The sequence below is a fragment of the Streptomyces glaucescens genome (assembly GCF_000761215.1).
Lineage (GTDB): Bacteria > Actinomycetota > Actinomycetes > Streptomycetales > Streptomycetaceae > Streptomyces > Streptomyces glaucescens_B.
The window spans coordinates 6,328,215-6,351,485 of record NZ_CP009438.1 but is presented as its reverse complement, the minus strand read 5'-3'; the positions used below and the strand labels follow the sequence as shown (position 1 = coordinate 6,351,485).

The window sequence follows — 23,271 nt, the reverse complement described above, 5'->3', positions numbered from 1 at the left end:
GGGTTTTCAGTCCCGTGCGGACCCGGTCGCCACCGGCTCCGCCGGCCGGGACCCGGCCGCGCGCAGGTCGTCCCAGTGGACCGTGCGATCGCACCAGCGGCGCAGCAGGGTGCGGTCGTGGCCGACGGACAGCAGGCCCGCGCCGGTCCTGGCCCGGTAGTCCTCGACCACCGCGACCAGGGCGGCACTCGTCGAGGCGTCGAGCATCGCGGTCATCTCGTCGCACACCAGCCAGCGCGGGCGCAGCACCAGCGCCCGGGCCAGGCAGGCCCGTTGCAGCTGGCCGTCGCTGACCTCGTGCGGACGCCTGGTCAGCAGGTCCGCGGTCAGCCCCACCGTCTCGGCGAGTTCGGCGACCCGGTCCGGCACCTCGGCTCGGCGGCCCGTGGCACGCAGGGGTTCCGCGATCAGGCCGTACAGGGTGAGCCGGGGGTCGGCGGAGAGCCGGGCCTGCTGGAAGACGACCCCGAAGGAGGTGCGCCGCTCGCGCGGGGCGCGGTGCCGCCAGCCGTGGACGGGGGTGCCGTCGAGGACGACGGTGCCCGCGTCGGGGCGGTGCAGCAGGGCGGCGACCCGGGCGAGGGTGGACTTGCCGCAGCCGCTGGGGCCGAGCAGGCCGACCGCCTCGCCGGGGGCGACGGTCAGGGAGACGTCCCGGACGACGGGGGCCCGGCGGTCGTATCCGGCGGTGATGGCGCGCAGTTCAAGCACGGGCGTCCTCCACGGCGTACGGGTGGTGACAGGCGACCGCGCCGGTGCGCGGCGGTGGGGTGGCGCACAGGTCGGTGGCGCGGTCGCAGCGGGCGGCGAAGGCGCAGCCGGCGGGCAGGTCGCCCAGCTCCGGGGGCATGCCGGGGATCGGGGTGAAGGCCCGGTCGGGCAGGGCGTCGAGCAGGCCGCGGCTGTAGGGGTGGCGGGGGCCGGGGGTGCCGAAGAAGGCGGCGGCGTCGGCGAGTTCCACGATGCGGCCCGCGTACATCACCGCCACCCGGTCGGCGATCCGTTCCGCGGCGGCCAGGTCGTGGGTGATCATCAGCAGGGCGCGGCCGGCGTCGTCGGCGTCGACGTGCCGCCGCAGTTCGTCCACCGTGCGGTCCACCAGGTCCCGGTCGAGGCCCGTGGTCGGCTCGTCGGCGAGCAGCAGCGGGGCGTCGCCGACGAGGGCGAGCGCGGTGGCGGCGCGCTGGGCGAGGCCGCCGGACAGCTCGTGCGGGTACCGGTCGAGGTGGCCGGACGGGAACGCCGCGCGTTCGGCGGCGGCCTCCGCGGCGGCGCGCAGGGCCTTCCGGCCGCGGACCGGGGCCAGCGCGGCGACGGTCTCCTCGAGCTGGGAGCGGATGGTGCGCACGGGGGTGAGGTGCGCGGCCGGGCTCTGCGGGACCAGCCCGATGAGACGGCCCCGGACCGTGCGGGCCAGGGTCCGTTCGCCGGCCGAGAGCAGGTCCAGCTCGCCGAGCAGCGCCTGCCCGGCGGTCTGGGCGTTGCCGGGCAGCAGGCCGAGCAGGGCGGAGGCCAGTACGGACTTGCCGCAGCCGCTCTCGCCGATCAGGGCCAGGCACTCACCGGCCGCCACCTCGAAGTGCGCGTCGGTCACGGCGGCGATCCGGCGCCCGCCGGGCATGAGGAAGCGCACGGACAGGCCACGCACCGCGAGCACGGGCCGCTGACGCCGGGCCGCCGCGCGGGCCGGGCCCGCGACGCCGGCGTCCGCCGCCCCGTCGGCCCGCACGCTGGTTTCGGCTCGCCGCGGTCCTTCGCCGCCGCCCGCCTCGGCCCCGGCCGCCGCGCCGGCCCCGGCCGCGCCCGTCACGTCGTCCGACTCGCCGACCACGTCGGTCACGGCGTCCGCCTTTGTCACCCGGTCCGTCACCTCGGCCTGGGTCACCACGTCCGTCGCGGCCTCCGCGTCCGTCGCCACGGCCTCCGCGTCCGTCATCACGTCCGGCACAGCCTCCCTCTCCGGCACCGCGTCCGTCACGGCGTCCGCCGCCATCGCCTTCTCGCGCCCACCGGCGGCCACCTCGGTCACCTTCTCTCCCCCGACGGCGTCCGGCTCGGTCACCGCGTCCGGGGCCGCCTCGGTCACCTTCTCGCCCCCCGCGGCGTCCGGCTCGGTCACCGCGTCCGCCACCGCACCGGGCTCCGTCCCTGTCTTCCCGACCGGGCCGGCCCCGCTTCCGGTGGCGGCCCCGCGCACCGTGTCCGCCTCGTTCACAGCATCAGCTCCGATCGGCGACGGGGGTTGATCCGCTCCCGCCACGCGCCGGCGAGGCCCGCGATGGCGAGGGTCGGGAGGATGATGAACAGGCCGGGGAACAGGGTGGGCCACCACTGCCCGGCGAGCAGGGAGCCGCGGGCGCCCTGGATGAGGGTGCCGAGGCTCGCGGTGTGGGTGGGCAGGCCGAGTCCGAGGAAGGACAGCGCGGACTCGTGCCACATGGCGTGCGGCACCATCAGCACGGCGGCGAGCGCGGCCTGCGGCAGTACGCCGGGCAGGAGGTGCCGCACGGTCACCCGCCACCGGGACGCGCCCCCGCTGACGGCGGCGTCGATGTAGGGGCGGGACCGCAGGGACAGCACCTCGGCGCGCACGATCCGCGCGGTGGACAGCCAGTGGGTGAGGGCCACGGAGACCACCACCGGCCAGACGCCGGGCCGGAACATGGCGACGACGAAGATGCCGAGCAGCAGGTGCGGCACGGAGGAGACGGTGTCGACGACCCGCATGACGCACCGGTCGGCCCAGCCGCCGAGCGCTCCGGCGGCGGCGCCGACGGCGGTGCCGACGACGGTCGCGGTCAGCGCCGCCGCCACGCCGACGAGCAGGGAGACCCGCAGTCCGTAGACGCAGCGCAGCAGCAGGTCGCGGCCGACGTCGTCGGTGCCGAACGGGTGCTCCCAGGAGGGGGCTCGCAGTTTGGCCGCCAGGTCGACGGCCTGCTGGTCGAGCTGGACCAGGGGCGGGACGAGCAGGACGGCGAGGACGGTCACGGCCAGCAGGGCGGCCGAGACGCGGACCCGCAGGGTGCGGGTGGTGCGGCGTTTCCCGCCGTAGGACCGCCACTCGGGTCCGGCCGGGGACGGGGGCGGGGCGGGCGCCGGGGCGTGGGGCGCCGGTGCGTCACATGTCACTGAGCTTCACCCTCGGGTCGAACAGTCCGTAGAGCAGGTCGGCGAGCAGGTTGCCGAGGAGGACGGCGGCGGTGGCGAGCGTGGTCAGCGCGGCCAGCAGGGGGAAGTCGACGGCGGTGGCCGCCTCGACGGTGGCCGCGGCGATGCCGGGCCAGCTGAACACGGTCTCGACCAGCAGGGCGCCGGTGATGAGTTCGGGCACGCGGGAGCCGATCAGGGTGAGCACGGGGAGCAGCCCGGAGCGCAGCGCGTGACCGAGGAGCACGGTGTGTTCGGCGAGGCCGCGGGCGCGGGCGCCGCGCACCGGGTCCTCGGCGAGGGCGTCGCCGACGCCTTGGCGGACGTAGAGCGTGAACCAGGGCAGCTGGGAGACGGCGAGGACCCCGGCGGGCAGCATCAGGTGGCTGGTGACCTGCCCGAACGTGACGTGTTCGCTGGCGGTGTCGGTGAGGCCGCCCGCCGGGAGGAGGTCCCACTGGAGGGCGAAGAGCCACACGGCGAGCAGCGCGATCCAGAAGACGGGGGCGGCTTCCAGCAGGTAGGCGAGGGAGGTGACGGCCCGGTCCGGGAGGGAGCCGGGGCGGCGCGCGGCGAGCACGCCGAGCACGGTGCCGAGCAGGACGGCGACGGCGAACGCGACCGCGCAGAGCAGCGCGGACCACACCAGGCGTTCGCCGATGACCTGGGTCACCGGCTGCCGCAGCACGCTGGAGTGGCCGAGGTCGCCGCCGAGCGCGGCGGTCAGCCAGTCCCACCAGCGGATCCAGAACGGCTCGTCCACGCCGAGGTTGGCGCGCAGCCGGTCCAGGGTCTGCTGGTCGGCGCCGAGCGCGGCGGTCCCGGCGTAGGCCTTGACGGGGTCGAACGGGGAGGCGGCGGCGATGGCGAACACGCCGAAGGTGACGGCGAGGAGGACGGGCCCCGCGAACAGGGCCCGTCGTCCCGCCAGGCGGGCCATCGCCCCCCAGGGAGCGCTGGTCATCGCTTGGGCTGCCAGTCCTCGATGTTCCACCAGGGGCCGCTGGCGAAGCCGTGCTCGTGCGGTTCGAGCTGGGTGGTGAGGCCGTCCCAGCGGTCGGCGAGCACGTAGAGGTGGTCGATGTGGGTGAGGAAGGTGTAGCCGGGGTTGTCGACGAGGGCGCGCTGGAGCGTGCCGTAGGCGGCCTCGCGCTCGTCCGGGGCCTGGGTGCGGCGGCCGGTGTCGAGGGCCTTGTCGACGGCCGGGTCGCGGTAGCGGGCCATGTTGTTGAAGCCGTCGCCGGCGAGGGAGGAGTGCAGCAGGGTGTAGAGGCCGAAGTCGGGGTCGCCGACGCTGCCGAAGCCGGCGAGGACGGCGTCCTTGCCCATGCGCGGCTCGATGACCTCCCAGGTGGCGCTCTCCACGGTCACGTCGATGCCGGCCTTCTTGGCGTCGGAGGCGTAGGCGAGGGCGTGGTCCTGGCGGACCTTGTCGCCGGAGGGGTAGAGCAGGGTGAACGCGGCGCGGCGGCCGTCGTGGACGCGGATGCCGTCGGCGCCGGGCTTCCAGCCGGCCCGGTCGAGGATCCGGCGGGCCTTGGCGAGGTCGTGGGCGCGCTGGATGCCGTCGGCGAAGTAGGGGTCGTCCATGGGCAGCGGCCCGTAGGCGGGGCGGCCGGCGCCGTCGAGGATCTTGTCGACCATGGCCTGGCGGTCCACCGCGGCGTCGAGTGCCTGCCGGATGGCGCGGTCGCCGGTGACCGGGTGGCCGGTGGGGAGGGTGACGGCGCGGAAGTCGTAGGACTTCGCCTCGTAGGTGCGCTTGCCGTCGTTGCCCTCGAAGGTGGCGGCGAGGTTGGGCGGCAGGACGGCGCCGTCGAGGTCGCCGGAGCGCAGCCGGGTGGCGCGGACGTCGTCGTCGGCGATGACCGCCATGGTGAAGGTCTTCACCTCGGGTTCGGGACCCCAGTAGTGCGGGTTGGCCTTGAAGGTGAGCTTCTCGCCCTTGCGCCACTGCGTGAGGACGTACGGTCCGGTGCCGACCGGTTCGGTGTTGAGGGAGCCGGTGTTGGGGTCCTGCTTCGCGGCGATGTGCTCGGGGACGACGGGCAGCACGGTGCGGGCGGCGAAGGGCGCGTACGGGTACTTGAGGGTGAAGACGACGGTGTCGTCGCCGTCCGCGCGGACGCTTCTGACGGCGTCGAGTTCGCTCTTGGCGGTGTTGTTGGTCCTGCCGTCGAGGACGGTCCGGTAGGTGTAGACGACGTCGGCGGCGGTGAGCGGCTCGCCGTCGCTGAACTTCACGCCCTCGCGCAGGGTGAACGTGTAGGTGCGGCCTCCGTCGGTGACCTTCGGCAGCGCCGCGGCCAGGGCCGGCTTCAGCCTCAGGCCGGCGTCGCGGGCCAGCAGCCCGTCGAAGATCTTGGAGTTGCCGTCCTTGCCGTAGCCGAGCAGCGGGCTGAGCGTGTCCGGCTCGGAGGCGACGCCGATGACCACGGACTCGGCCGCCTCGCCGTCGCCGGCCGTGCCGCCGGGTGCCGAGCAGGCGGCGACCGAGACGGCTATCGCCGCCGTGACGGCGGCACCTCGTATGCGACGGGCCGTCATCTCTCTCCCACCCTTGTTGCCAGATTCTCGTTGTTGCATAGCACTGGCAATTAAAGGTCACCGAGGTGGCCGAACACCAGTCGGGGTGGCCGGATCACCCTGTACGTCCCCCGTGTGACGTCCCCGCAAGGCGCACGCCGAATGCGTATTTTGTCTGCTTAGCATGCGTATTCCGTGTGACTGAGAGGACATCAGATGGCGCCCACCGGCCGTGGCACGGGCCTGCCCGAGCTGCCTTCCGCCCGCGTCGACGCCGTGTGGCGCGCCGCGGCCCCGCACCTGGCCCGCCGCCGCTTCTTCACCATCGCCGCGGCGGCCACCGCGCTCGCCTTCGGCACCGGCCTGCCCGCCCGCGGCGCGATGGCCGCGCCCCGGCTCGATGCCCGCCGGATCACCGAGAACCCGTTCACGCTGGGCGTCGCCTCCGGCGATCCGCTGCCCGACGCGGTGGTCCTGTGGACACGGCTCGCCCCCGCGCCGTACGAACCGGACGGCGGACTGGGCCAGGAGCAGGTGGACGTGAACTGGGAGGTGGCCCTCGACGAGTTGTTCGTCGTCGTGGTGAGCAGCGGCGTCGCCCTGGCCCACCCGGAGTACGCGCACAGCGTGCACGTCGACGTCCAGGGTCTCAGCCCCGACACCACGTACTACTACCGGTTCAGCGTCGGCACCTGGGTCAGTCCCGAGGGCCGCACCCGTACCGCGCCCGCCGACGGCAGCAGCGTCTCGTCCCTGCGGCTCGCGGCCGTCGCCTGCCAGGCCTACCACGACGGCTACTACACCGCCTACCGGCACCTGGCCCAGGAGGACGTCGACCTGGTCTTCCACCTCGGGGACTACCTGTACGAGTACCCGGTGAACTCGGCCGGCGGCGAACGCGGGTACGCCGCGGGCACGCTGCCCGACGCCTTCGACCGGGAGACGATGACCCTCACGGACTACCGGATGCGGTACGCCCTGTACCGGAGCGACGCGGACCTCCAGGCGGCGCACGCCACGCACCCCTTCGTCGTCGCCTGGGACGACCACGAGACCGAGAACAACTACGCGGGCGCGATCCCGGAGAACGACGTGCCGCCGGAGGAGTTCCTGGTGCGCCGGGCCGCCGCCTACCGCGCCTACTGGGAGAACCAGCCGCTGCGCGCCGCCCAGCTCCCCCAGGGGCCGGACGCCCGGCTGTACCGCCGGCTGCACTGGGGCGACCTCTCCCAGTTCGACGTGCTCGACACCCGGCAGTACCGCTCCGACCAGGCCTACGGCGACCGCCCCCACGTCCCGGGCCCCGAGTCGGACGACCCGGCCCGCACCCTCACCGGCGACGCGCAGGAACGCTGGCTGATCGAGGGCTGGCAGGCCTCGAACGCGGTGTGGAACCTGATGCCGCAGCAGGTGCTCTTCTGCCAGCGCAACTTCGACGTCACCGATCCGCCGAAGGTGTCGATGGACGCCTGGGACGGCTACCGCGCCTCACGCGACCGGGTCGTCGCCGGCGCGAAGGCGGCCGGCCTCACCAACTGGATCGTCCTCACCGGCGACGTCCACGTGGGCTACGCCCTCGACATCAAGGACGACTTCGACGACCCGGCGTCCGCGAACCTCGGCACCGAACTCGCTTGCACCTCCATCACCAGCGGCAAGGACGGCGCGGACAAGCCGGTCAACTGGGAGGCGCACCTGCGGGCCAACCCGCACATGAAGTTCTACAACGGCAGACGCGGCTACCTCCGGATGGAGCTGGACCGGGAGGCGGCCCGGTCGGACTTCCGGACCGTCTCCGCCGTGACCACCCCCGGCGCGCCCGTCACGACGGCGGCGTCCTTCGTCACCGAGGCGGGTGCTCCCGGCCTGAAACCGGCGTGAAAGCGCCGAGACCCGCGCCGTGCCCCCGCGGCCCGCGCCCGGCGCACGGCACCCCGGGCCCGGCGCGTCGGGCCCGGCACCCCGGCCCGGTGCGCCGGGCGCGGCGCCCCAGGCGCCGAGTACTGCACATGGCGCCCCACCGCGTCACCGAAAGCGGCGTAAGCCCGCCGCCGGCGACATAGCGGGGGGCCGATTGCGGCAAGGCTCAAAGCTCACGGCAGCTTCCCCCTGAGCGAAGGAGACAGGCCGCATGGCCCACAGACACACCGTCATCCGGCACCGGGCCGCAGTCACCGTGCTCGGCGCGCTGGTCCTCGCCGGGCTCCCGTCGGCCGCGGCGGGCGAGCCGAAGCCCGCCGGGTCCGCCTCGTCCGCGGCGCAGACCCTCGGCGCCGACGAGCCGGCGCCGGAAGTACTCAGCGCGCTCCAGCGCGACCTGGGGCTGACCCGGAGCCAGGCCCAGGACCGGCTGGTCAACGAGGCGGAGGCCGGCACACGCGCGGGCCGGCTCCGCAACGCCCTGGGCGAGCGCTTCGCCGGTGCCTGGCTGCGCGGCACGGTCTCCGCGGAACTGACCGTCGCGACCACCAGCGCCGACGGCGTGCCGGCCATCGAGGCCGAGGGCGCGAAGGCCGTGGTCGTCAGGAACACCCTGCCCCGGCTGCGCGCGGTGAAGGCGCAACTGGACAGGACGGCCATCCTCGCCGACACCCGCGACACCCCGCTGTGGTACGTCGACGTACCGGGCAACCGGGTCGTGCTGGAGGCCACGGACCGGTCGGCCGCGGACGCCTTCGTCAAGGCAGCCGGACTGAGGCCCGATCAGGTCGGCATCCGCGTGACGACGAACCGGCCGCGGCTGTTCGCGAACCTCACCGGCGGCGACCCCTTCTACATCGACGGCCTCGCCCGCTGCTCCGTAGGCTTCTCCGTCACCCAGGGGCAGCAGCAGGGCTTCGTCACGGCCGGCCACTGCGGCAGGCCGGGCGCCAGGACGACCGGGTACAACCAGGCCGCCCAGGGCACCTTCCAGGCCTCAACCTTCCCCGGCAAGGACATGGCGTACGTGGCCGTCAACGCCGACTGGACCGCGACCGCCGACGTCAGGGCGGCGGGCGGCACCACGGTGCGGGTCGGCGGGTCGGTCGAGGCACTCGTCGGCGCGTCGGTGTGCCGGTCCGGCTCGACCACCGGCTGGCACTGCGGGACCATCCAGCAGCACGACACCAGCGTCAGCTACGCCGAGGGCAGGGTCGACGGCCTGACCCAGACCACGGTGTGCGCGGAGCCCGGCGACTCCGGGGGCCCGTATGTCGCGGGCGTCCAGGCACAGGGGGTCACCTCGGGCGGCAGCGGTGACTGCACCAGCGGCGGGACCACCTTCTACCAGCCGGTGAACCCGATCCTGAGCGACTTCGGGCTCACCCTGACGACGGCGGCGTCCGGGCAGGCCGCGCCCGCCCCGCAGGGCACCACGACGGCGGACACCTGGGCCACGGGCCGGGTCTACGACACGGGTGCCACGGTGACGCGCGCCGGGGTGCGCTACCGGTGCCTCCAGCCGCACCAGGCGCAGGGCGTGTGGTCGCCGGAGGCGACCCCGGCGCTGTGGCAGCGGGTGTAGCGGCGGGGCGGCGGCCTACGGCTCCGCGAGGAGTCCGTAGGCCGTGGTGACGAACGGGTCGCGGTGCCGGAAGCGCCGGGTGCACACCGCGGCCAGGGCGGTGCCGGTGTCGGGCCGGAAGCCGAGGAACGCCTGCTGACCGAGGGTGGCCCCGCTGTGGAAGTACAGGGGGCCGCCCTCGACCGGGTGCCGGAACCAGGCCACGGTGTGCACGTGCCGGTGTCCCAGCCCGCGGCGGAGCACCGGTGTGCGCACGGCCCGCAACGCGGCGGCCAGGTCCTCGGGGCCTCCCGAATGAGTCGCGCCCGGGTCCAGATGGGCTTCGAGGAAAGTCAGCAGGTCGTGCGGGGTGGCGCGGACCGCGCCGGCCGCCTCGAAGCCGCCGGCGTCGAACGGGGGCACGGGTGTACGGCCGTCCGCGGTGTGCCCGGTGGCCTCGGTCTTCGGGTCCTCGGGCCGCAGGCCGGTGCCGGGCAGGCCCAGCGGGCGCAGCAGGTGTGCGGCGAGCAGGTCCTCCCAGGCGGTGCCGGTCGCCGCCACGACGGCGTGCCCGAGCACGGCGACCCCGAAGTTGGAGTAGTTCCAGCGGGTGCCGGGCCGGTGCCGCGGCCGGCAGCGCAGGAACGCGGCGGTCACCCGGTCGGCCGGGTAGCGGGCGTAGGGGTTGGTGCGCCAGGCGGGCAGGCCGCGGACGTAGAAGTCGCGCGGGAGGGCGGGCAGTCCCGAGGTGTGGGTGACGAGGTGGGCGAGGGTCACCGGGTCGGTGCCGGCGGGGCGGCCCGGGTCCAGGCAGGCGGCGGCCGGCTCGCCCCCGGTCAGCACACCGCGCCGGATCAGCCGGGCGAGCAGCAGTCCGGTGAACGTCTTGGAGGCCGACCCCATCTCGTAGCGCAGCTCGTCCCGGGGCACGGGCGGGGGTGGGGCGGTGCCGCCGCAGTGCACGACGCGGCGCCCCCCGCGGGAGACGGCGAAGACGGCGTCGGGGGCGTCGACGGCGTCGACCGCCGCCGCCAGCCGCCGGCGCAGTCGCGCGTCGGACGGCGCGGCGGCGGGTGCCGGGCCGGCGGCCGGCCGCGCGGGCGGGGCGGGGTCCGGCCCGGCGGGGTCGCCCGGCCAGGGCGTGGTGCGGTCGCTCATGAAGGGGTGTGCGCCAGTTCGGTGAGGACGCGGGACGTCGCCATGACGGAGGCGAAGGCGGCGACCAGCGTCGGGTGGTAGACGACGTCGAACACCTCGTCCGGATCGCCCTCCGGCATGGACCGTACGGCGGGCATGGCGCCGTCGGGCTGCTGGGCGGCGGCGAAGCCCTCCCAGGCCCGCTCGTCGAAGGTGGGGCGGGGCAGGCAGGCGTCGACCACCAGGAGCTCACCCAGCAGGTCCCAGCGTGCCAGGTCCAGCCAGTCGTCGAGCCAGACCGGCAGCCAGGTGGCGAGGTAGCCGGCGAGCCGGGGCGGCAGTTTCTCGACGCGCTCGCCCCAGTCGGTGAGGTGGAACACCGTGTGGGTGACGTCGTAGGCGATGCGCGCGGTGACCGTCCAGGGTTCCGGGGTGCGGGCCAGCCAGGTGGTGTCGACCAGGTCGGCCTCGGGCGGGCGCGGCACGAGCCCGAAGCGGCGCTGGAACGCGGACAAGCCGAGGCGGCGGGTCGGGGTGACCTCGCAGGACGTCCAGCTCTCCAGCCGCTGGTTGAGGACGGTGGCGCGCTCCAGCTCGGGCTGGCTGTAGCCGAGTTCCTTGTAGGCGAGGTACACCTCGAACGGGATGGGCGACATCGGCTCGACGCGCTGCCCGCGCACCAGCATGTGCCCGCCGTCGAGGGTGTCGCGCCAGGTGTGGTCGATCAGCCGGCGCGCCAGCTCGGCCTGCCGCGACCCGGCGACCCCCTCGCGCAGCAGCACCTTGCAGATCAGGGCCAGCTCGCCGACCGGCTTGAACCGCTCCAGGAACCCGACCTCGGGGTCGACGTCGAGTTCCAGGCGGAACTGGTCGCGGTGCGCCCAGAGCCATTCCATGGCGCGCACGCCGACGGTGTGGATGAGACGGGTGGAAGTCATCGGGCCGCTCCTTGTCCGCCCCGCCGGCGGAGGGGGGTGCCGGACCGGTGACCGTCGGGCCCGCCGTCTCCGGTGAGGCGCGCCAGGGTCACGGCCGCCGCGAAGACGGCCATCAGGGTGGAGTGGTAGCAGTGCAGGAAGTCGGGCTCCGGGCCCCTGGTGCCGTCCGCGCCGCGCTCGGGCTCCTCCTCGGGCAGCGCGCCCGAGTCGTAGCGGGCCGCCGCGATCCGGGTCCAGGAGTCGCGCAGCAGCGCGGGGTCGGGCGGTTCGGGGAGGCTGGCCGCGACGACCAGCAGCTCGCAGCCCAGGTCCCACAGACCGGCGTCCAGGCAGGTGTCGAGCCAGGGGGGCAGCCAGTCGGCCAGGTAGCCGGCCAGGTCCGGCGGCACGCCGTCGGGGTCGCGGCCCCAGTCGGTGAGGTGGAACACCACGTGGGTGAGCGAGTAGCCCGCGGAGCGCTCGAAGGCCCAGGGTTCGGCCAGGCCGCCCAGCCAGGTGGCGCGCAGTACCTGCGCGGGGTCCTCCGGCCGCTGGATGCCGCTGCGCCGCTCGGCGCGCAGCACGCCGAGCCGGCGGGTGGGCTCCTGCTCGGTGAGCCGCCAGCCGCGGCCGCGGGCCACCGTGGCGGCGGCGGCCTCGTATCCGGGGTGGCGCAGTCCGGCCGCGGCGAAGACGGAGTACACCTCCAGCGGGTAGGTGGCGAACGGCTCCAGCCGCTGCAGGCTCAGGAACATCTCCCCGTGGCCGGTCTGCCGCCAGGCGAAGTCCAGCAGTTCGCCGGCGCGGTCGTGCAGCGGGTCCGACGGCGGGGTGCGCAGCCGTACGGAGGAGCACACCTGCGCGAGTTCGCCGAGTGGTTTCCAGGTGGAGTTCACCTGGCCCTCGGCGGTGAGGGCGTCGTCGCCGAGGGCGAAGTCGCCGCGGCGCGCGGACAGCCACGCGAGCGCGGCGGACCCCGTCTCGCGGATCTCCCGTACGTCCACGGCGGTCATACGACGGCTCCGGCCGCGCGCATCACCCGGGCGGCCTGGATCTGGAGGGCGACCCGCGGATCGCCGCCGCCCATCAGCTCCACGAAGTCCAGGCCGGTCTCCAGGCCCAGCTCGGCCGGCACCCCGTCGAGCAGGGTGAGCCAGCGTCCGGCGCCGGCGGCCTGCTGCCAGTCCCGGCGGCGCACCGCGCGGACGAATCCCCGCGCCACGTCGACCGGGCGGCTCCGTGCCACCTCGGTGACGGGGCCGTCCTCGCCGGGGACGGCGAGTGCGGCCAGGACCGCCAGTTGCTGGGTCAGGTACTGCCAGCCGGCTCCCTCCAGCCAGTCGGTGCCGAGGTCCGCCGCGGTGTCCTGCCCGGGTGCGCCGTCCGGGGCGGCCTCGAAGCGGCGCAGGGTACGACGCATGGCCCAGTGGCTCCACCGCACGGCGGGGGCGGCGTCGGCGCGGGCCGGGAAGGCGTCGACGGCTTTGCGGAACACGGCGAGTTCCGCCAGGTCCGGCTGGCTGCGGAAGAGGACCCGCGGCAGCAGCAGGTCCGCGCCGAGCACGCGGACGGCCGGCAGGACGAGGTTCGCCGTGGGGGTGTCCTCGCCGATGGCCGCGGACACGGTGACGTGGTCTCCGCCACGGAGGGCGGAGACCACACCGGATGCGAGATCCTGCACCGCGCCCTGCAGGAGGGCCGTAGTGCCTGACTGCTCCATTCAGCTGTACCCCTGTCTGCGCTCAGCCCCTCTTGGGGCGAGGGGTCGGCGGGGACAGGAGAAGCTTTCCTCCGCCGGCCAGCAGCGCCAGGGCGGCGCACTCACGGCTGTCCCGGTAGACGCCGTCCGGCTCGGCCGGGTCGAGAGCGGCCTCGATGTCGGCGGCCTGGATCTCGATGACTTCTTCGAAGGTCTTGTCCTGGGAACGCATCAGCATCATCTCCCTTGAGGCTTGGTTTGCCTGCACACACTGATTGACCGAAATCGGACAAAATATGCGTAATCGCCCCAAAAAAGATGATTCAAGTCTTCAACTTCTCACTCGTCGCCCATGCCGGGTCCCGGGCCGGGCGACCGCCCTGCACCCCTTGAAAACTTGACCGTTCACCCAAACCGCACCGGCTCCCGGCACGCGTGTACGACGCCCGCGGCGGCGAACTCACGACGCGGGCCGCGGCGTTGCCGAAACGCCCCCGGCCGGCAACGACATCACGATGCGTCAGTCGACGTACGACTCGAGCGTCCCCCGGCGCCGGACGTCGAGCGTCGCGCAGTGGAAGGAACCGCCGAACGGGGCGTAGTGCAGCAGGTCGCACGGGACGGGTTCGAAGCCCCAACGCTCCAGCGCGCGCAGCATCTCCGTGTGGTGCCGCTCCGCGATCACCCGCCGCCCGTCGATCACCAGCACGTTCATGCTCAGCCACTTGCCGCACATCGAGGTGAGCTTGAGCAGCGGGTCCCTGATAGGAGTGGGCTCGGGTGCGATCAGCACGTCCCACGAGTCCAGGACGCCGGGCAGCCGGTCGACGTCGACGTACTCCGGATTGACCAGGACCTTGCCGGGCGCGAGCGGCACGAACGTGGTGTCGATGTGCATGGGTGTGCGGCAGCGGCTCTCGATCTCGTGGATCCGGTACCCGGGTCCCAGGTGGCGGCGCAGCCATTCGATGCCCATCCGGTTCGTCACATTGCTGCGGGTGACGAAGAGATCCCGCCCGGCGCGCACGAAGTCGGCCGCGTCGAAGACCGGCTCGAACTCGGTGAGGATGTAGCGCATCGGCTCGTCCGGGCCCGGGACCCGGAAGCCCCCCTCGAAGAGGTCATCGGTGAGCTGGGGCCGGGGAGCCGCCGTCCAGCGGGCGCCCCGCCGGAAGTAGTCCTTGAGGACCGCGCGGTAGGAGTGGGTCTCGAAGTACCGGCACGGCCACGCCATCGGGGTCTCGATGATCTCGTCGCCGATCACCAGCAAGCTGTCCCGCGGGCAGGTGTTGCAGAACCCGCGCGAGGACCAGTCGGGGGTACCGAAGCGCCGCCCGTGGTCGACCGCGTCGGGCCGCCTGACGGTGACGCCGAGCGACTCCAGCAGGGCGACGAAGCCGTCGAGTTCGCACTGCGCCCGCTCGACCAGCAGGCGCGGGTACCGCCGGCCGGCGGCGAGCCCCTGCACGCGCGCGGCCCACGGCGGCAGGTTGCAGCTCACCACCGGGTGGCCGGCGGGGATCCGTGCCCCCTCCAGCCGCCCGACGATGACCTCCTCCAGCGGGTCCCATTCGTTGTACGAGCTGACCGGAGAGACCAGGGGTTCCGCGGGGTCGTCCGTCGCGAGGGTCCGCACGAGCGTCATGCCCACCCGCTTTCGATCACCGAATCGTCTGGCTGTGTTCACCACGTTACTCAACGTGCGCGCCACCGCCGGTATCCGCGCCGCCCCGCGGGCCGTCGGCCGGCAGAAGACGGATCGGAACGTACTCCCCCGAGCCCTGGGAACCCGTCACGCTCCGTCATGCGGCACTCTGCGGTAGCCGCAGCTCCGGCCTCGCCGGGAGATCGTCCGACCGGGCATGCGCGGGTGACCGCAATCGCTCAGGATCGCGCGGAAGAGCAACCTTCCAGAACATCTCGACATCATCGGGAGCCGGCCCGTACCCCACCCCGCTACGGTGAGCCGGGACACTCCCTGCACCACGGGCGCCCCCTTTACCGATGGCACTGAACGGGGATCGGACATGACGTCGGACATGCGGCGGCAACAGCCGTTGGAGGCGAGCGATCCGCAGGAGGCCGGGCCGTACCGGCTGCAGGCGCGCCTCGGGCAGGGCGCGACCGGACGGGTGTACCTGGGGTGGTCTCGCAGTGGCCGCGCCGCCGCCGTGAAGATCATCTCCCCGCAGCTCGCCTCGGACGAGGGTTTCCGACGGCGTCTCACCGAGGAAACGGCCGCGCACAGGCAGGCCACCGGCCCGGGGTTGCTGGAGACGGTGGCAGCCGACCTCGCCGCCGACCCGCCTTGGCTGGCCTCCCCTCACGTCCCCGGCGTCTCCCTCGCCGAGGCGGTGCGGGAGTACGGCCCGCTGCCACCCGCCACCGTGCGGGTGCTGGGCGCCGGGCTGGCCGAAGCGCTGGCCACGCTGCACGAGACGGGACTGGTCCACGCCACGCTCCAGCCGCACAAGGTGCTACTCGCCGCGAAGGGCCCACGGCTCACCCCGTTCGCCGCCACCCGAGCGCTCGACGCCGCCGACCCCTCCCGCACGGTGAGCGCCGCCGACGGCCGGTTCCTCGCCCCCGAGCAGGCCCGCGGGCAGCACGTCGGACCCGAGTCGGACGTCTTCTCGCTGGCCGTACTGCTGGCCCTCGCCTCGACCGGGCGCACACCGTTCCGGAACGGGCCGGGCGCGGAGGCGCTGCGGTCGATCGTCGAGGACGCACCGGACCTGGACGGCGTACCGGAGCCGCTGCGGGGGCTGCTCGCCACCGCACTCGCGAAGGCGCCGCAGCAGCGGATCAGCCCGGAGCGGATGCTCCACCAACTCACCCGGGCCGCACCGCAGAGAGAACACTGGCTGCCGGAGGCGCTCGCCGCCCGGGCAGCCGCGGCCCCGGACCGGCCTCGGTGGCTCAGGCGGCGGACCCTGCTGCTCGCCATGGGCGGTGCCGGCGCTCTCGCCGCCGCGGGCGCGGCGACCGCCCTGATGCTCGACGGCTCGGACGACCCCGACGACAAGTCCGCGTCCGGCGGACGGTCCGGTGGCGAAGGAGTCGCCGGTGACGCCGTGCTGAAACCGGTGCACACCCTCGACCTGGGACGGAGTGACAACGGCGGCCACCTCTCCTACAGCCCTGACGGCAAGCAGCTCGCCGTCGCCCTGACGGACCGGGTCATGCTCTGGGACGCGGACTCCCGCCGCAAGCTCACCGACCTGACCGACGACAACGTCCTCTTCACCACCGGCGTCGCCTACAGCCCGGGCGGGCTGCTCGCCCTCGGCTACCACCGCAAGTTCACCCTGGACAACTACGCCCTCGACCTCGGTGGCATCACCGTCTGGGACACCGGCGGCAGCGAGCCGAAGAGGGTCGCCCGGCTCGAGTTGCCCACCGAGGACAAAGTGATGCTAGGCATGGAGGCGGTGGCCCTCAGCCGCGACGGGCGGCTGGCGGCCAGCGCCCGCAGTGCGCGCGACGCCATCGGCAAGGTGCAGGTGTGGGAGGTGGGGAGCGGGAGAAAAGTGGCCGACCTGGTGATCGGGAAGGGCCGCGGCAACAGTACGAGTGCCGCCCGCTGCCTCGCCTTCAGCCCGGACGGCACGCTGCTCGCCGCGGGCTGGGGCACGGAACTGCAGGGCGGAGTGACGCTCTTCCGCACGGACGGCTGGGCTCAGGCAGGGGAGCTGCCGCTGAAGGACACGGATGCCTTCGGAGTGACCTCGGTCGCCTTCACCCCCGATGGCCGTACCCTCGCCGGGTCCTTCGGCGGGCTGGCGCTGTGGGACGTACCCGGGCGGAGGCTGATCGCCCGGATCGGGACGGCCGGCGACCAGAACCAGACCCTCGCGGTCAGCCCGGACGGCAGCACCGTGGCCCTGGGCGGTGGCGGCGAGGGGTACGGGGGCAGGGTCACGCTGTACGACCTGCGGACCCGGCAGCGGAAGATCACCGTGCCCTCCGGCCGCAGCGGCACCTCCGACCTGGCCTTCCACCCCGATGGACGAACACTCGCCGGGGTGGTGACCACGACCAAGATGCTCACCGCTGTGCAGCTGTGGACCGTGGAATGAGTGATCAGCCCTCCCTCCCCTGCTCCCCGCTCAGCGCCGGGGACCCGCGGCGGGTCGGGCCCTACCGGTTGGTGGCCCGGCTCGGCCGGGGCGGCATGGGCCAGGTGTTCCTGGCCCGCTCGCCGGGCGGCCGGCCGGTCGCGGTGAAGGTGGTCGCGCCGGAGCTGGCCGGCGACGCGGAGTTCCGCGCGCGCTTCGCCGACGAGGTGGCGGCCGCCCGCCGGGTAGGCGGCTTCTACACCGCGCAGGTGGTGGACGCCGAACTCGACGACGACCAGCCCTGGCTGGTCACCGCGTACATCCCCGGTCCCTCCCTGCAGCAGGCGGTGCAGGCACACGGCCCGCTCCCGCCGAGCGCGCTGCGGGTGCTCGGGTCCGGACTGGCCGAGGGTCTCGCCGCGATCCACGCCAGCGAGGTGGTCCATCGTGACCTCAAGCCCGGCAACGTGATCCTCGCGGGCGACGGACCACGGGTGATCGACTTCGGTATCTCCCGTGCCCTGGACCGGGCCGCGACCACCAGCTCGGGACTGGGCACGCCCGGCTACATGTCCCCCGAGCAGTGCAAGGGGCTCGACACCGGCTTCCCCTCCGACGTCTTCGCGCTGGGCTGCGTGCTGGTGTACGCGGCGACGGGCCGCAGCCCTTACGGTGAGGGAAACGCGCTCGCCCTCCAGTACCGCACCGTCCACGACGAGCCCGATCTGAGCGGCGTACCCGAAGAGCTGCTGCCCTTCCTGACCCGCTGCCTCGCCCACGACCCGGATGCGCGGCCCACCGTCGAGGAGGCTCTTGTCACGTTCACGGCATCCGCTGCGGACGGACCCTGGCTGCCCGCGGAGGTGAGCGCCATGGTGCGGCACTGGCAGGCCCAGAGCGCGCTCCTGCCGCCCGAGGAGACCTCCGTACGAGGCTGGGGCCGACGGCGCGTCATCGCGTCGGCCGCCCTGGGCGTGCTGCTCGCCGGCGCCGGAGTGTGGACGGCGGCAGTCTGGCCGCCTGGTGACACCGAAGGGGGCGCAGGCGCCCCGGCCGGAGCGAAACGCTCCATGAATCCCTGCGACGTGCTGGACAACGAGATCGCGAGGAGACATCGGCTGACCGACACCGGCAGCCCCGGCGGCTACGACAGCGGTACCCGACGGGTCACCACCTGCAAGTGGGCCACCTCCGAGTTCGGTTCGCCCGAGGACGGCTACGAGGCGTACCTCACCCTCGCCTACGGCCCCGCGTCCCTGCAGCTGGTCCAGGAGAACCGCCACCGCTACCCGAGCGACCTGAAGGGCCTCCCCGGTGCTCAGGCATTCGCCAACGCCTCCGAGTTCGAGACCGCCTGCGAGGTGAGCTGGCCCACCTCGTTCGGACGGGTCGTGGTGTTCGCCGACGAGCCGCCCAACGTCATCGGCGGCATGGGATGCGACACCGTGGCGGACTTCGCTAGGTCGGTCTTCCCGAAGATCCCCACGTGACCGTGGGCCTTCACATGACAGTGCGCTGGCTGAGCTTGTCCAGTAGGTGCCTGGCCCATTCGGTGCGCTCCTGCGCGCAGGCCTCCACGTAGCGGAGTGCGGTGCTGCCCCTGTCCCCGTCGCCGTCCGCTCCACGCGTCCCGTCGCCCTCGGCCGCCAGGCGCCTGATCTCCGCAGCCGTCCGCCGGAACATGATGAACGCCGGGTTCGTCCCGGTCTCGTTGATGCCCAGGTAGGTCAGTTCCGCGAGGCGCAGCCGCAGTTCGTCGGAGCAGCGCACGACGTCCGCGTCGAACTGGTCGACGTCCAGACGGTTCTCCAGCGCGGCCTGACATCCCCGGCGCAGGAGATCCAGCCATTGGTCGGCCGCTGCCCGGGCGGCCGCGTACCGTCCTATGTCCGCGTTGACCTTGTCGTACGTCCGCGCCTCGCGGTCCCTTCGCTCCCGCCGCCGTTCCAGCTGGAGCGGGCCGAAGTAGGTGACGGCGGATCCCAGCACCGTGCCGGCCAGCCCACAGATCACCCCGAGCAGCGCCGTGTCCACGCCCACCCCGTTCCCTCACAGCCGGTGCCCGTCGCATTGCCGGACAGTGACCGTACTACCTGAAGACCGGTGCCTGCGACGCCGAAGGAGTGGAGGCAGATCACCGGACAGGCGATCCCGCGGGGCACAGCAGCACAAAGATGACGAGGGCCCCGACTGCAGAGTCGGGGCCCTCGCCCATATGTGCGCAGTGTCCGAGGGGGGACTTGAACCCCCACGCCCGATAAAGGGCACTAGCACCTCAAGCTAGCGCGTCTGCCATTCCGCCACCCGGACCAGGTGTCTGCCGCCTTGCCGGGGGTGTTCCCCGCGGCGACAGGGACAACAATACCAAGGTTTCGGAGTGCCCCTCACCTGCATATCCGCCCCCTGGCGGGGCGGGGGCAGCCGTGCGCGGCGTGTCACCACAGGTGAGGGAGGTGTCACTCACCGGTGTCCGAGCGGCCCGTCGACGGCCGGGTGCCGAGGGTGAGGGGGGCGAGACGGAGCGTGTCCCTCCTCCGGCCGCCGGTGCCGGGGGCTGCAGGGGGCGGTCCTCCCGGAGCCGGAGCTCCGGGAGGGGGTCCTTCCTCGCACGCAGGGTCAGCACTTCTCCCGGAGCGAGTGCAGGTGCGCGCTGGACTTGCGGGCGAAGGCGAACGACTCGGCGGGGTTGTCGTGCTCGGCCTGCCAGTGGTGGGCGAACCGCTCGCCGCGCAGCCGGGTGACCGCGGACAGGAACCGCCGGTAGTCGATGTCGCCGTCACCGACGTCGACCATGCGGTAGCCGTGCTCGGCCGAGGGGTCGCTCGCCCCGTCCTTCACGTGGAACAGCGGGTAGCGGTGCGGCTGCCGCAGCACGTAGGCGAGGGGGTCGAAGGGCGCCGGGGTGCCGTCGGGGCGCCGGGAGAAGCGGAACTGGCCGACGTACGCCCAGTAGATGTCCATCTCCAGGTACACGAGGTCGGGGTCGGTCTCGGCGAGCAGCACGTCGTAGAGGCGGACGTGCGGCTCGTCGGTGGCGAAGGAGAACTCCTCGGAGTGGTTGTGCTGGTAGAACTTCATGCCGCGCGCCCTGGCCGCCGCGCCGTAGGTGTTGAAGTCCTCGGCGGCCCGTTTCCAGGCGTCGACGGTCGAGCCGTAGCGGAACGGGCTGGATGCGGTGCCCACGTGCTTCAGGCCCAGGGCCTGGGCGTCGTCGAGGACCTTGGTGAGGTTGGTGGCGAAGGTGTAGGCGTTCGGGTCGTCGGAGTGGTAGCCGACGTGGCTGCCGATCGGGTTCAGGCCGTGGTTCCTGGCCAGCCGCCTGAGCTGGGCGAGGGTGATGGGGCCCGCGGAGCCCTGGGTGTATCCGGCGAACTCCACCTCGTCGTAGCCGTAGCGCTCCAGTTCGGCGAAGACGGGGCCGAAGCCGAGTGTGGAGACCTTGTCGCGCAGGCTGTAGAGCTGGATGCCGAGCCGGCCGGGCGGCAGGACGGGGCGGCCCCGGCCGGGCGCGCCGGCCGTGCCGGGGGTGGCCGCGGGGCCCTGCGCGGCCGCGGTCGCGGGGGCGGTCGCCGCGCCGAGCAGGGCGGCGGCGGTGGCGCCCGCGGCGACGCCCAGCATGCCGCGTCTGCCGATGCGGTGGGTGAGTTCGGGGTCGGGCTGGGAGAAGCGGCTCATGCCGGGGACTCCTCGGGGTCGGGGGCCGTTGTCGGTGGCGGGTGCTTCACTGGGGGGCAGGCCGGGAGAGACCGGCCAGGTGCAGCAGGAGTGCTTTGACGTCGGTGGCCGCGACGCGGTCGCCGACGGCGCGGGGGGTGGAGCAGATGAGGAGCGGACCGTCGTCGTCACTCGCCGGGAGGCGGCCGTGGCTGCCGCGGACAGGTGAGGGGTCCAGGGGCACGACCGCCATGCGGTAGCGCAGGCCCAGCTTCTTGCGGGCCAGGGCCGCCGCCGCCTTCAGCTTGACGTAGGGGTCGAGGGGGTCCATGAAGAGTTCGACCGGGTCGTAGCCGGGCTTGCGGTGGATCTCGACGAGCCGTGCGAAGTCGGGCGCGCGGGCGTCGTCGAGCCAGTAGTAGTACGTGAACCAGGCGTCCGGTTCCGCGACGGCGACGAGTTCGCCGGAGCGCGGGTGGTCGAGGTGGTGGGCCTTCTTGCCCTCGTCGTCGAGGAGCAGGTCGATGCCGGGCAGGCCGTCGAGGGCCGCGCGGGCCTCGGCCAGGTCCTCGGGGCGGCGGACGTAGACGTGGGCGATCTGGTGGTCGGCGACCGCGAAGGCGCGCGACGCCATCGGGTCGAGGTACTCCATGCCGTCCTGGGTGTGCACCTCCAGCAGTCCGGCGCGGCGCAGCGCCCGGTTGATGTCGACCGGCCGGGACACGCGGGTGATGCCGTACTCGGAGAGCGCGACGACGGTGCGGCCCTCGGCCCGGGCGTCGTCGAGCAGCGGGGCGAGCGCCGCGTCCAGGTCGGCGGCCGCGCGGTGGGAGCGCGGGTCGTCGGGGCCGAAGCGCTGCAGGTCGTAGTCGAGGTGCGGGAGGTAGCACAGGGTGAGGTCCGGGCGGCGGGTGCGCTGGATGTGCCGGGTGGCGTCGATGATCCAGCGGCTGGAGACCAGGTCGGCACCGGGTCCCCAGAAGCGGAAGAGGGGGAAGGTGCCGAGTTTGCGGGTGAGTTCGTCGTGCAGGTCGGCGGGGCGGGTGTAGCAGTCGGGTTCCTTGCGGCCGTCGGCGTAGTAGATCGGACGGGGGGTGACGGTGTAGTCGGTGTCGGCGCCCATGGCGTACCACCAGCAGATGTTGGCCACGGTGTAGCCGGGGTGGACCCGGCGGGCCGCGTCCCAGAGCTTGTCGCCGGCGACCAGACCGTTGTGCTGGCGCCACAGCAGCACGTCGCCGAGTTCGCGGAAGTACCAGCCGTTGCCGACGATGCCGTGCTCGGACGGCATGGTGCCGGTGAGGAAGGTGGACTGGGCGGCGCAGGTGACGGCGGGCAGCACGGTGCCGAGCGGCGCCCGGGACCCGGACCGGGCGAGCGCCTTCAGGTGCGGCATGTGATCGAGGAGGCGGGGGGTGAGGCCGACGACGTCGAGGACGAGGAGCGGGGTGGGACGCGCCGGGGCGTGGGCGGTCACGGCAGCTCCTTCAGGCCGAGGTCGGTGAGCAGGTCGCGGGCGAGGGCCAGCTCGGCGGCGATGCCGTCGGCGAGCTGGGCGCGGGTGTGCGGCCGCAGCTCGGGCGGGAGCGCCTGCCAGGTGTAGGTCTCGACCTCCAGGTGGTGGGTGAGCGGGCGCGGGCCGCCGACGAGCCGGGCGAGCGCGGCGGTCAGGACGGGCAGGGTGGAGGTGAGGGGCGCGGCGGGGGCCGCGTGCAGCGGGACGTGGAAGTGGGACCGCCAGGGTGCGCCGTCGGGCAGGACCCGGCCGTCCAGGGCTTCGCCGAGGTCGTCGGTGCCGCGCAGGCCGGCGGCGGTGGCGACGCGGGTCTGGTGCAGGAAACGGGGTTCGTCGAAGGCGGCGAGCGCGTCGCGGACCTCGGGGAGATGGGGGTGCTCGGCGTGCAGGGCGGCGGAGAGCTGGGACTTGACGACGGGGACACCGGATCGGGCGAGGGCGTCCAGGGCGGTGTCCGGGTCCTCGAAGGAGGTGGCGAGGTGGCAGGTGTCGACGCAGATGCCGATGCGGGGGTGGCCGATCGCGGCCAGCGGGGCGAGGGCGTCGCCGGTGGTCTCGACGACGCAGCCGGGCTCCGGTTCGAGGCCGATGCGCAGGGAGCGGCCGGTCAGCTCGGCGAGGGCGTCGAGGCGTTCGCCGAGGGCGGCCAGGGCGGTGCGGGCGGCCGCGGTGCGCTCCTCGCCGGCGGCGGTGCGCCAGGCGAGCGGCAGGGTGGAGATGCTGCCCTCGGTGACGTCGTCGGGCAGCAGTCCGGCGAGCACCCGGGCCAGGGCGGTGGTGTGGTCGAGGCGTTCCGGGTCGGCCCAGTCCGGGCGGTAGACCCGGTACTTGACCTCCTCGGCGCCGAACCCCTCGTAGGGAAAGCCGTTGAGGGTGACCACCTCGAGGCCGCGCCGGTCCAGTTCGGTGCGCAGGGCGCGCAGCGCGGACGGGTCGCCGACCAGGGCGCGGGCCGCGTCCCGGGCGAGCCACAGACCGATCCCGAGACGGTCGCGGCCGAGACGGCGGCGGACCGGTTCGCAGTGGTCGCGGAGCTGGGCGAGGACTCCGTCGAAGGTCTCCGCCGGGTGCACGTTGGTGCAGTAGGCGAGGTGGACGACGGAGCCGTCGGGGTGCCGGAAGCGCATCGC

At 73.7% G+C, this 23,271-nt stretch carries 19 protein-coding genes and 1 tRNA gene; 4 read left to right on the top strand and 16 right to left on the bottom strand.

Annotation, left to right across the window (positions count from 1 at the left end; translation table 11 throughout):
• Positions 1-6: 6 nt before the first annotated feature.
• The 5 genes from SGLAU_RS27440 to SGLAU_RS27420 form a co-directional block, all read right to left on the bottom strand.
• Positions 7-711, bottom strand: a complete 705-nt coding sequence (locus SGLAU_RS27440) for an ABC transporter ATP-binding protein (RefSeq protein WP_043505203.1) — start codon at positions 709-711, stop codon at positions 7-9.
• Positions 704-1,621: an ABC transporter ATP-binding protein gene (locus tag SGLAU_RS27435; RefSeq protein ID WP_052414150.1), complete on the bottom strand. Its 918-nt coding sequence runs from the start codon at positions 1,619-1,621 to the stop codon at positions 704-706. The genes SGLAU_RS27440 and SGLAU_RS27435 overlap by 8 nt, the downstream gene beginning before the upstream one ends.
• Before the next feature lie 590 nt (positions 1,622-2,211).
• Complete coding sequence (locus SGLAU_RS27430; protein WP_052413913.1) at positions 2,212-3,132, bottom strand: ABC transporter permease; 921 nt, start codon at positions 3,130-3,132, stop codon at positions 2,212-2,214.
• Positions 3,122-4,090, bottom strand: coding sequence for an ABC transporter permease (locus tag SGLAU_RS27425; protein ID WP_043505201.1), 969 nt, complete (start codon positions 4,088-4,090; stop codon positions 3,122-3,124). The genes SGLAU_RS27430 and SGLAU_RS27425 overlap by 11 nt, the downstream gene beginning before the upstream one ends.
• Before the next feature lie 20 nt (positions 4,091-4,110).
• Positions 4,111-5,697, bottom strand: a complete 1,587-nt coding sequence (locus SGLAU_RS27420) for an ABC transporter substrate-binding protein (protein WP_043505200.1) — start codon at positions 5,695-5,697, stop codon at positions 4,111-4,113.
• A 195-nt stretch (positions 5,698-5,892) separates the two neighbouring features.
• Between SGLAU_RS27420 and SGLAU_RS27415 the strand changes: the two genes are divergently transcribed.
• A complete protein-coding gene (locus SGLAU_RS27415) occupies positions 5,893-7,557 on the top strand; it encodes an alkaline phosphatase D family protein (RefSeq protein WP_043505199.1) in 1,665 nt (554 codons plus the stop codon).
• Between the two features lie 250 nt (positions 7,558-7,807).
• Positions 7,808-9,181, top strand: coding sequence for a trypsin-like serine protease (locus SGLAU_RS27410; RefSeq protein WP_043505197.1), 1,374 nt, complete (start codon positions 7,808-7,810; stop codon positions 9,179-9,181).
• Positions 9,182-9,196: 15 nt separating this feature from the next.
• Here the strand turns inward: SGLAU_RS27410 and SGLAU_RS27405 are convergent, their stop codons facing one another.
• The 6 genes from SGLAU_RS27405 to SGLAU_RS27380 form a co-directional block, all read right to left on the bottom strand.
• Positions 9,197-10,318, bottom strand: coding sequence for a serine hydrolase domain-containing protein (locus SGLAU_RS27405; protein WP_043505196.1), 1,122 nt, complete (start codon positions 10,316-10,318; stop codon positions 9,197-9,199).
• On the bottom strand, positions 10,315-11,235 hold the full coding sequence (locus SGLAU_RS27400) for a DUF6895 family protein (RefSeq protein ID WP_043505195.1): 921 nt from the start codon (positions 11,233-11,235) through the stop codon (positions 10,315-10,317). The genes SGLAU_RS27405 and SGLAU_RS27400 overlap by 4 nt, the downstream gene beginning before the upstream one ends.
• Complete coding sequence (locus tag SGLAU_RS27395) at positions 11,232-12,227, bottom strand: DUF6895 family protein (protein WP_043505193.1); 996 nt, start codon at positions 12,225-12,227, stop codon at positions 11,232-11,234. Before SGLAU_RS27395 ends, SGLAU_RS27400 begins: the two co-directional genes overlap by 4 nt.
• The gene (locus tag SGLAU_RS27390) at positions 12,224-12,934 is read right to left on the bottom strand and encodes a hypothetical protein (protein ID WP_043505192.1); all 711 of its coding nucleotides are present in this window, start codon (positions 12,932-12,934) and stop codon (positions 12,224-12,226) included. Before SGLAU_RS27390 ends, SGLAU_RS27395 begins: the two co-directional genes overlap by 4 nt.
• A 22-nt stretch (positions 12,935-12,956) precedes the next feature.
• Complete coding sequence (locus tag SGLAU_RS27385) at positions 12,957-13,145, bottom strand: hypothetical protein (RefSeq protein ID WP_043507118.1); 189 nt, start codon at positions 13,143-13,145, stop codon at positions 12,957-12,959.
• 288 nt (positions 13,146-13,433) lie between these two features.
• Complete coding sequence (locus SGLAU_RS27380) at positions 13,434-14,558, bottom strand: amidinotransferase (RefSeq protein ID WP_052413912.1); 1,125 nt, start codon at positions 14,556-14,558, stop codon at positions 13,434-13,436.
• 382 nt (positions 14,559-14,940) lie between these two features.
• On the opposite strand from SGLAU_RS27380, the gene SGLAU_RS32995 reads away from it, so the two are divergent.
• Positions 14,941-16,992 (top strand): WD40 repeat domain-containing serine/threonine protein kinase, encoded by a 2,052-nt coding sequence (locus SGLAU_RS32995; RefSeq protein WP_052413911.1) that lies wholly within the window; start codon positions 14,941-14,943, stop codon positions 16,990-16,992.
• The gene (locus SGLAU_RS36405; RefSeq protein ID WP_078957920.1) at positions 16,989-18,461 is read left to right on the top strand and encodes a serine/threonine-protein kinase; all 1,473 of its coding nucleotides are present in this window, start codon (positions 16,989-16,991) and stop codon (positions 18,459-18,461) included. The genes SGLAU_RS32995 and SGLAU_RS36405 overlap by 4 nt, the downstream gene beginning before the upstream one ends.
• Before the next feature lie 10 nt (positions 18,462-18,471).
• On the opposite strand, the gene SGLAU_RS27365 is transcribed toward SGLAU_RS36405, so the two are convergent.
• From SGLAU_RS27365 to eboE, 5 genes are all read right to left on the bottom strand, one after another.
• Positions 18,472-19,005 (bottom strand): hypothetical protein, encoded by a 534-nt coding sequence (locus tag SGLAU_RS27365; RefSeq protein ID WP_159072808.1) that lies wholly within the window; start codon positions 19,003-19,005, stop codon positions 18,472-18,474.
• 191 nt (positions 19,006-19,196) lie between these two features.
• Positions 19,197-19,281, bottom strand: a tRNA-Leu gene (locus tag SGLAU_RS27360).
• Positions 19,282-19,587: 306 nt separating this feature from the next.
• Complete coding sequence (locus SGLAU_RS27355; protein WP_043505189.1) at positions 19,588-20,646, bottom strand: sugar phosphate isomerase/epimerase family protein; 1,059 nt, start codon at positions 20,644-20,646, stop codon at positions 19,588-19,590.
• 46 nt (positions 20,647-20,692) lie between these two features.
• Positions 20,693-22,102, bottom strand: a complete 1,410-nt coding sequence (locus tag SGLAU_RS27350; protein WP_043505188.1) for a nucleotide pyrophosphatase/phosphodiesterase family protein — start codon at positions 22,100-22,102, stop codon at positions 20,693-20,695.
• Positions 22,099-23,268 (bottom strand): metabolite traffic protein EboE, encoded by a 1,170-nt coding sequence (gene eboE / locus SGLAU_RS27345; RefSeq protein ID WP_043505187.1) that lies wholly within the window; start codon positions 23,266-23,268, stop codon positions 22,099-22,101. Before eboE ends, SGLAU_RS27350 begins: the two co-directional genes overlap by 4 nt.
• Positions 23,269-23,271 lie beyond the last annotated feature (3 nt).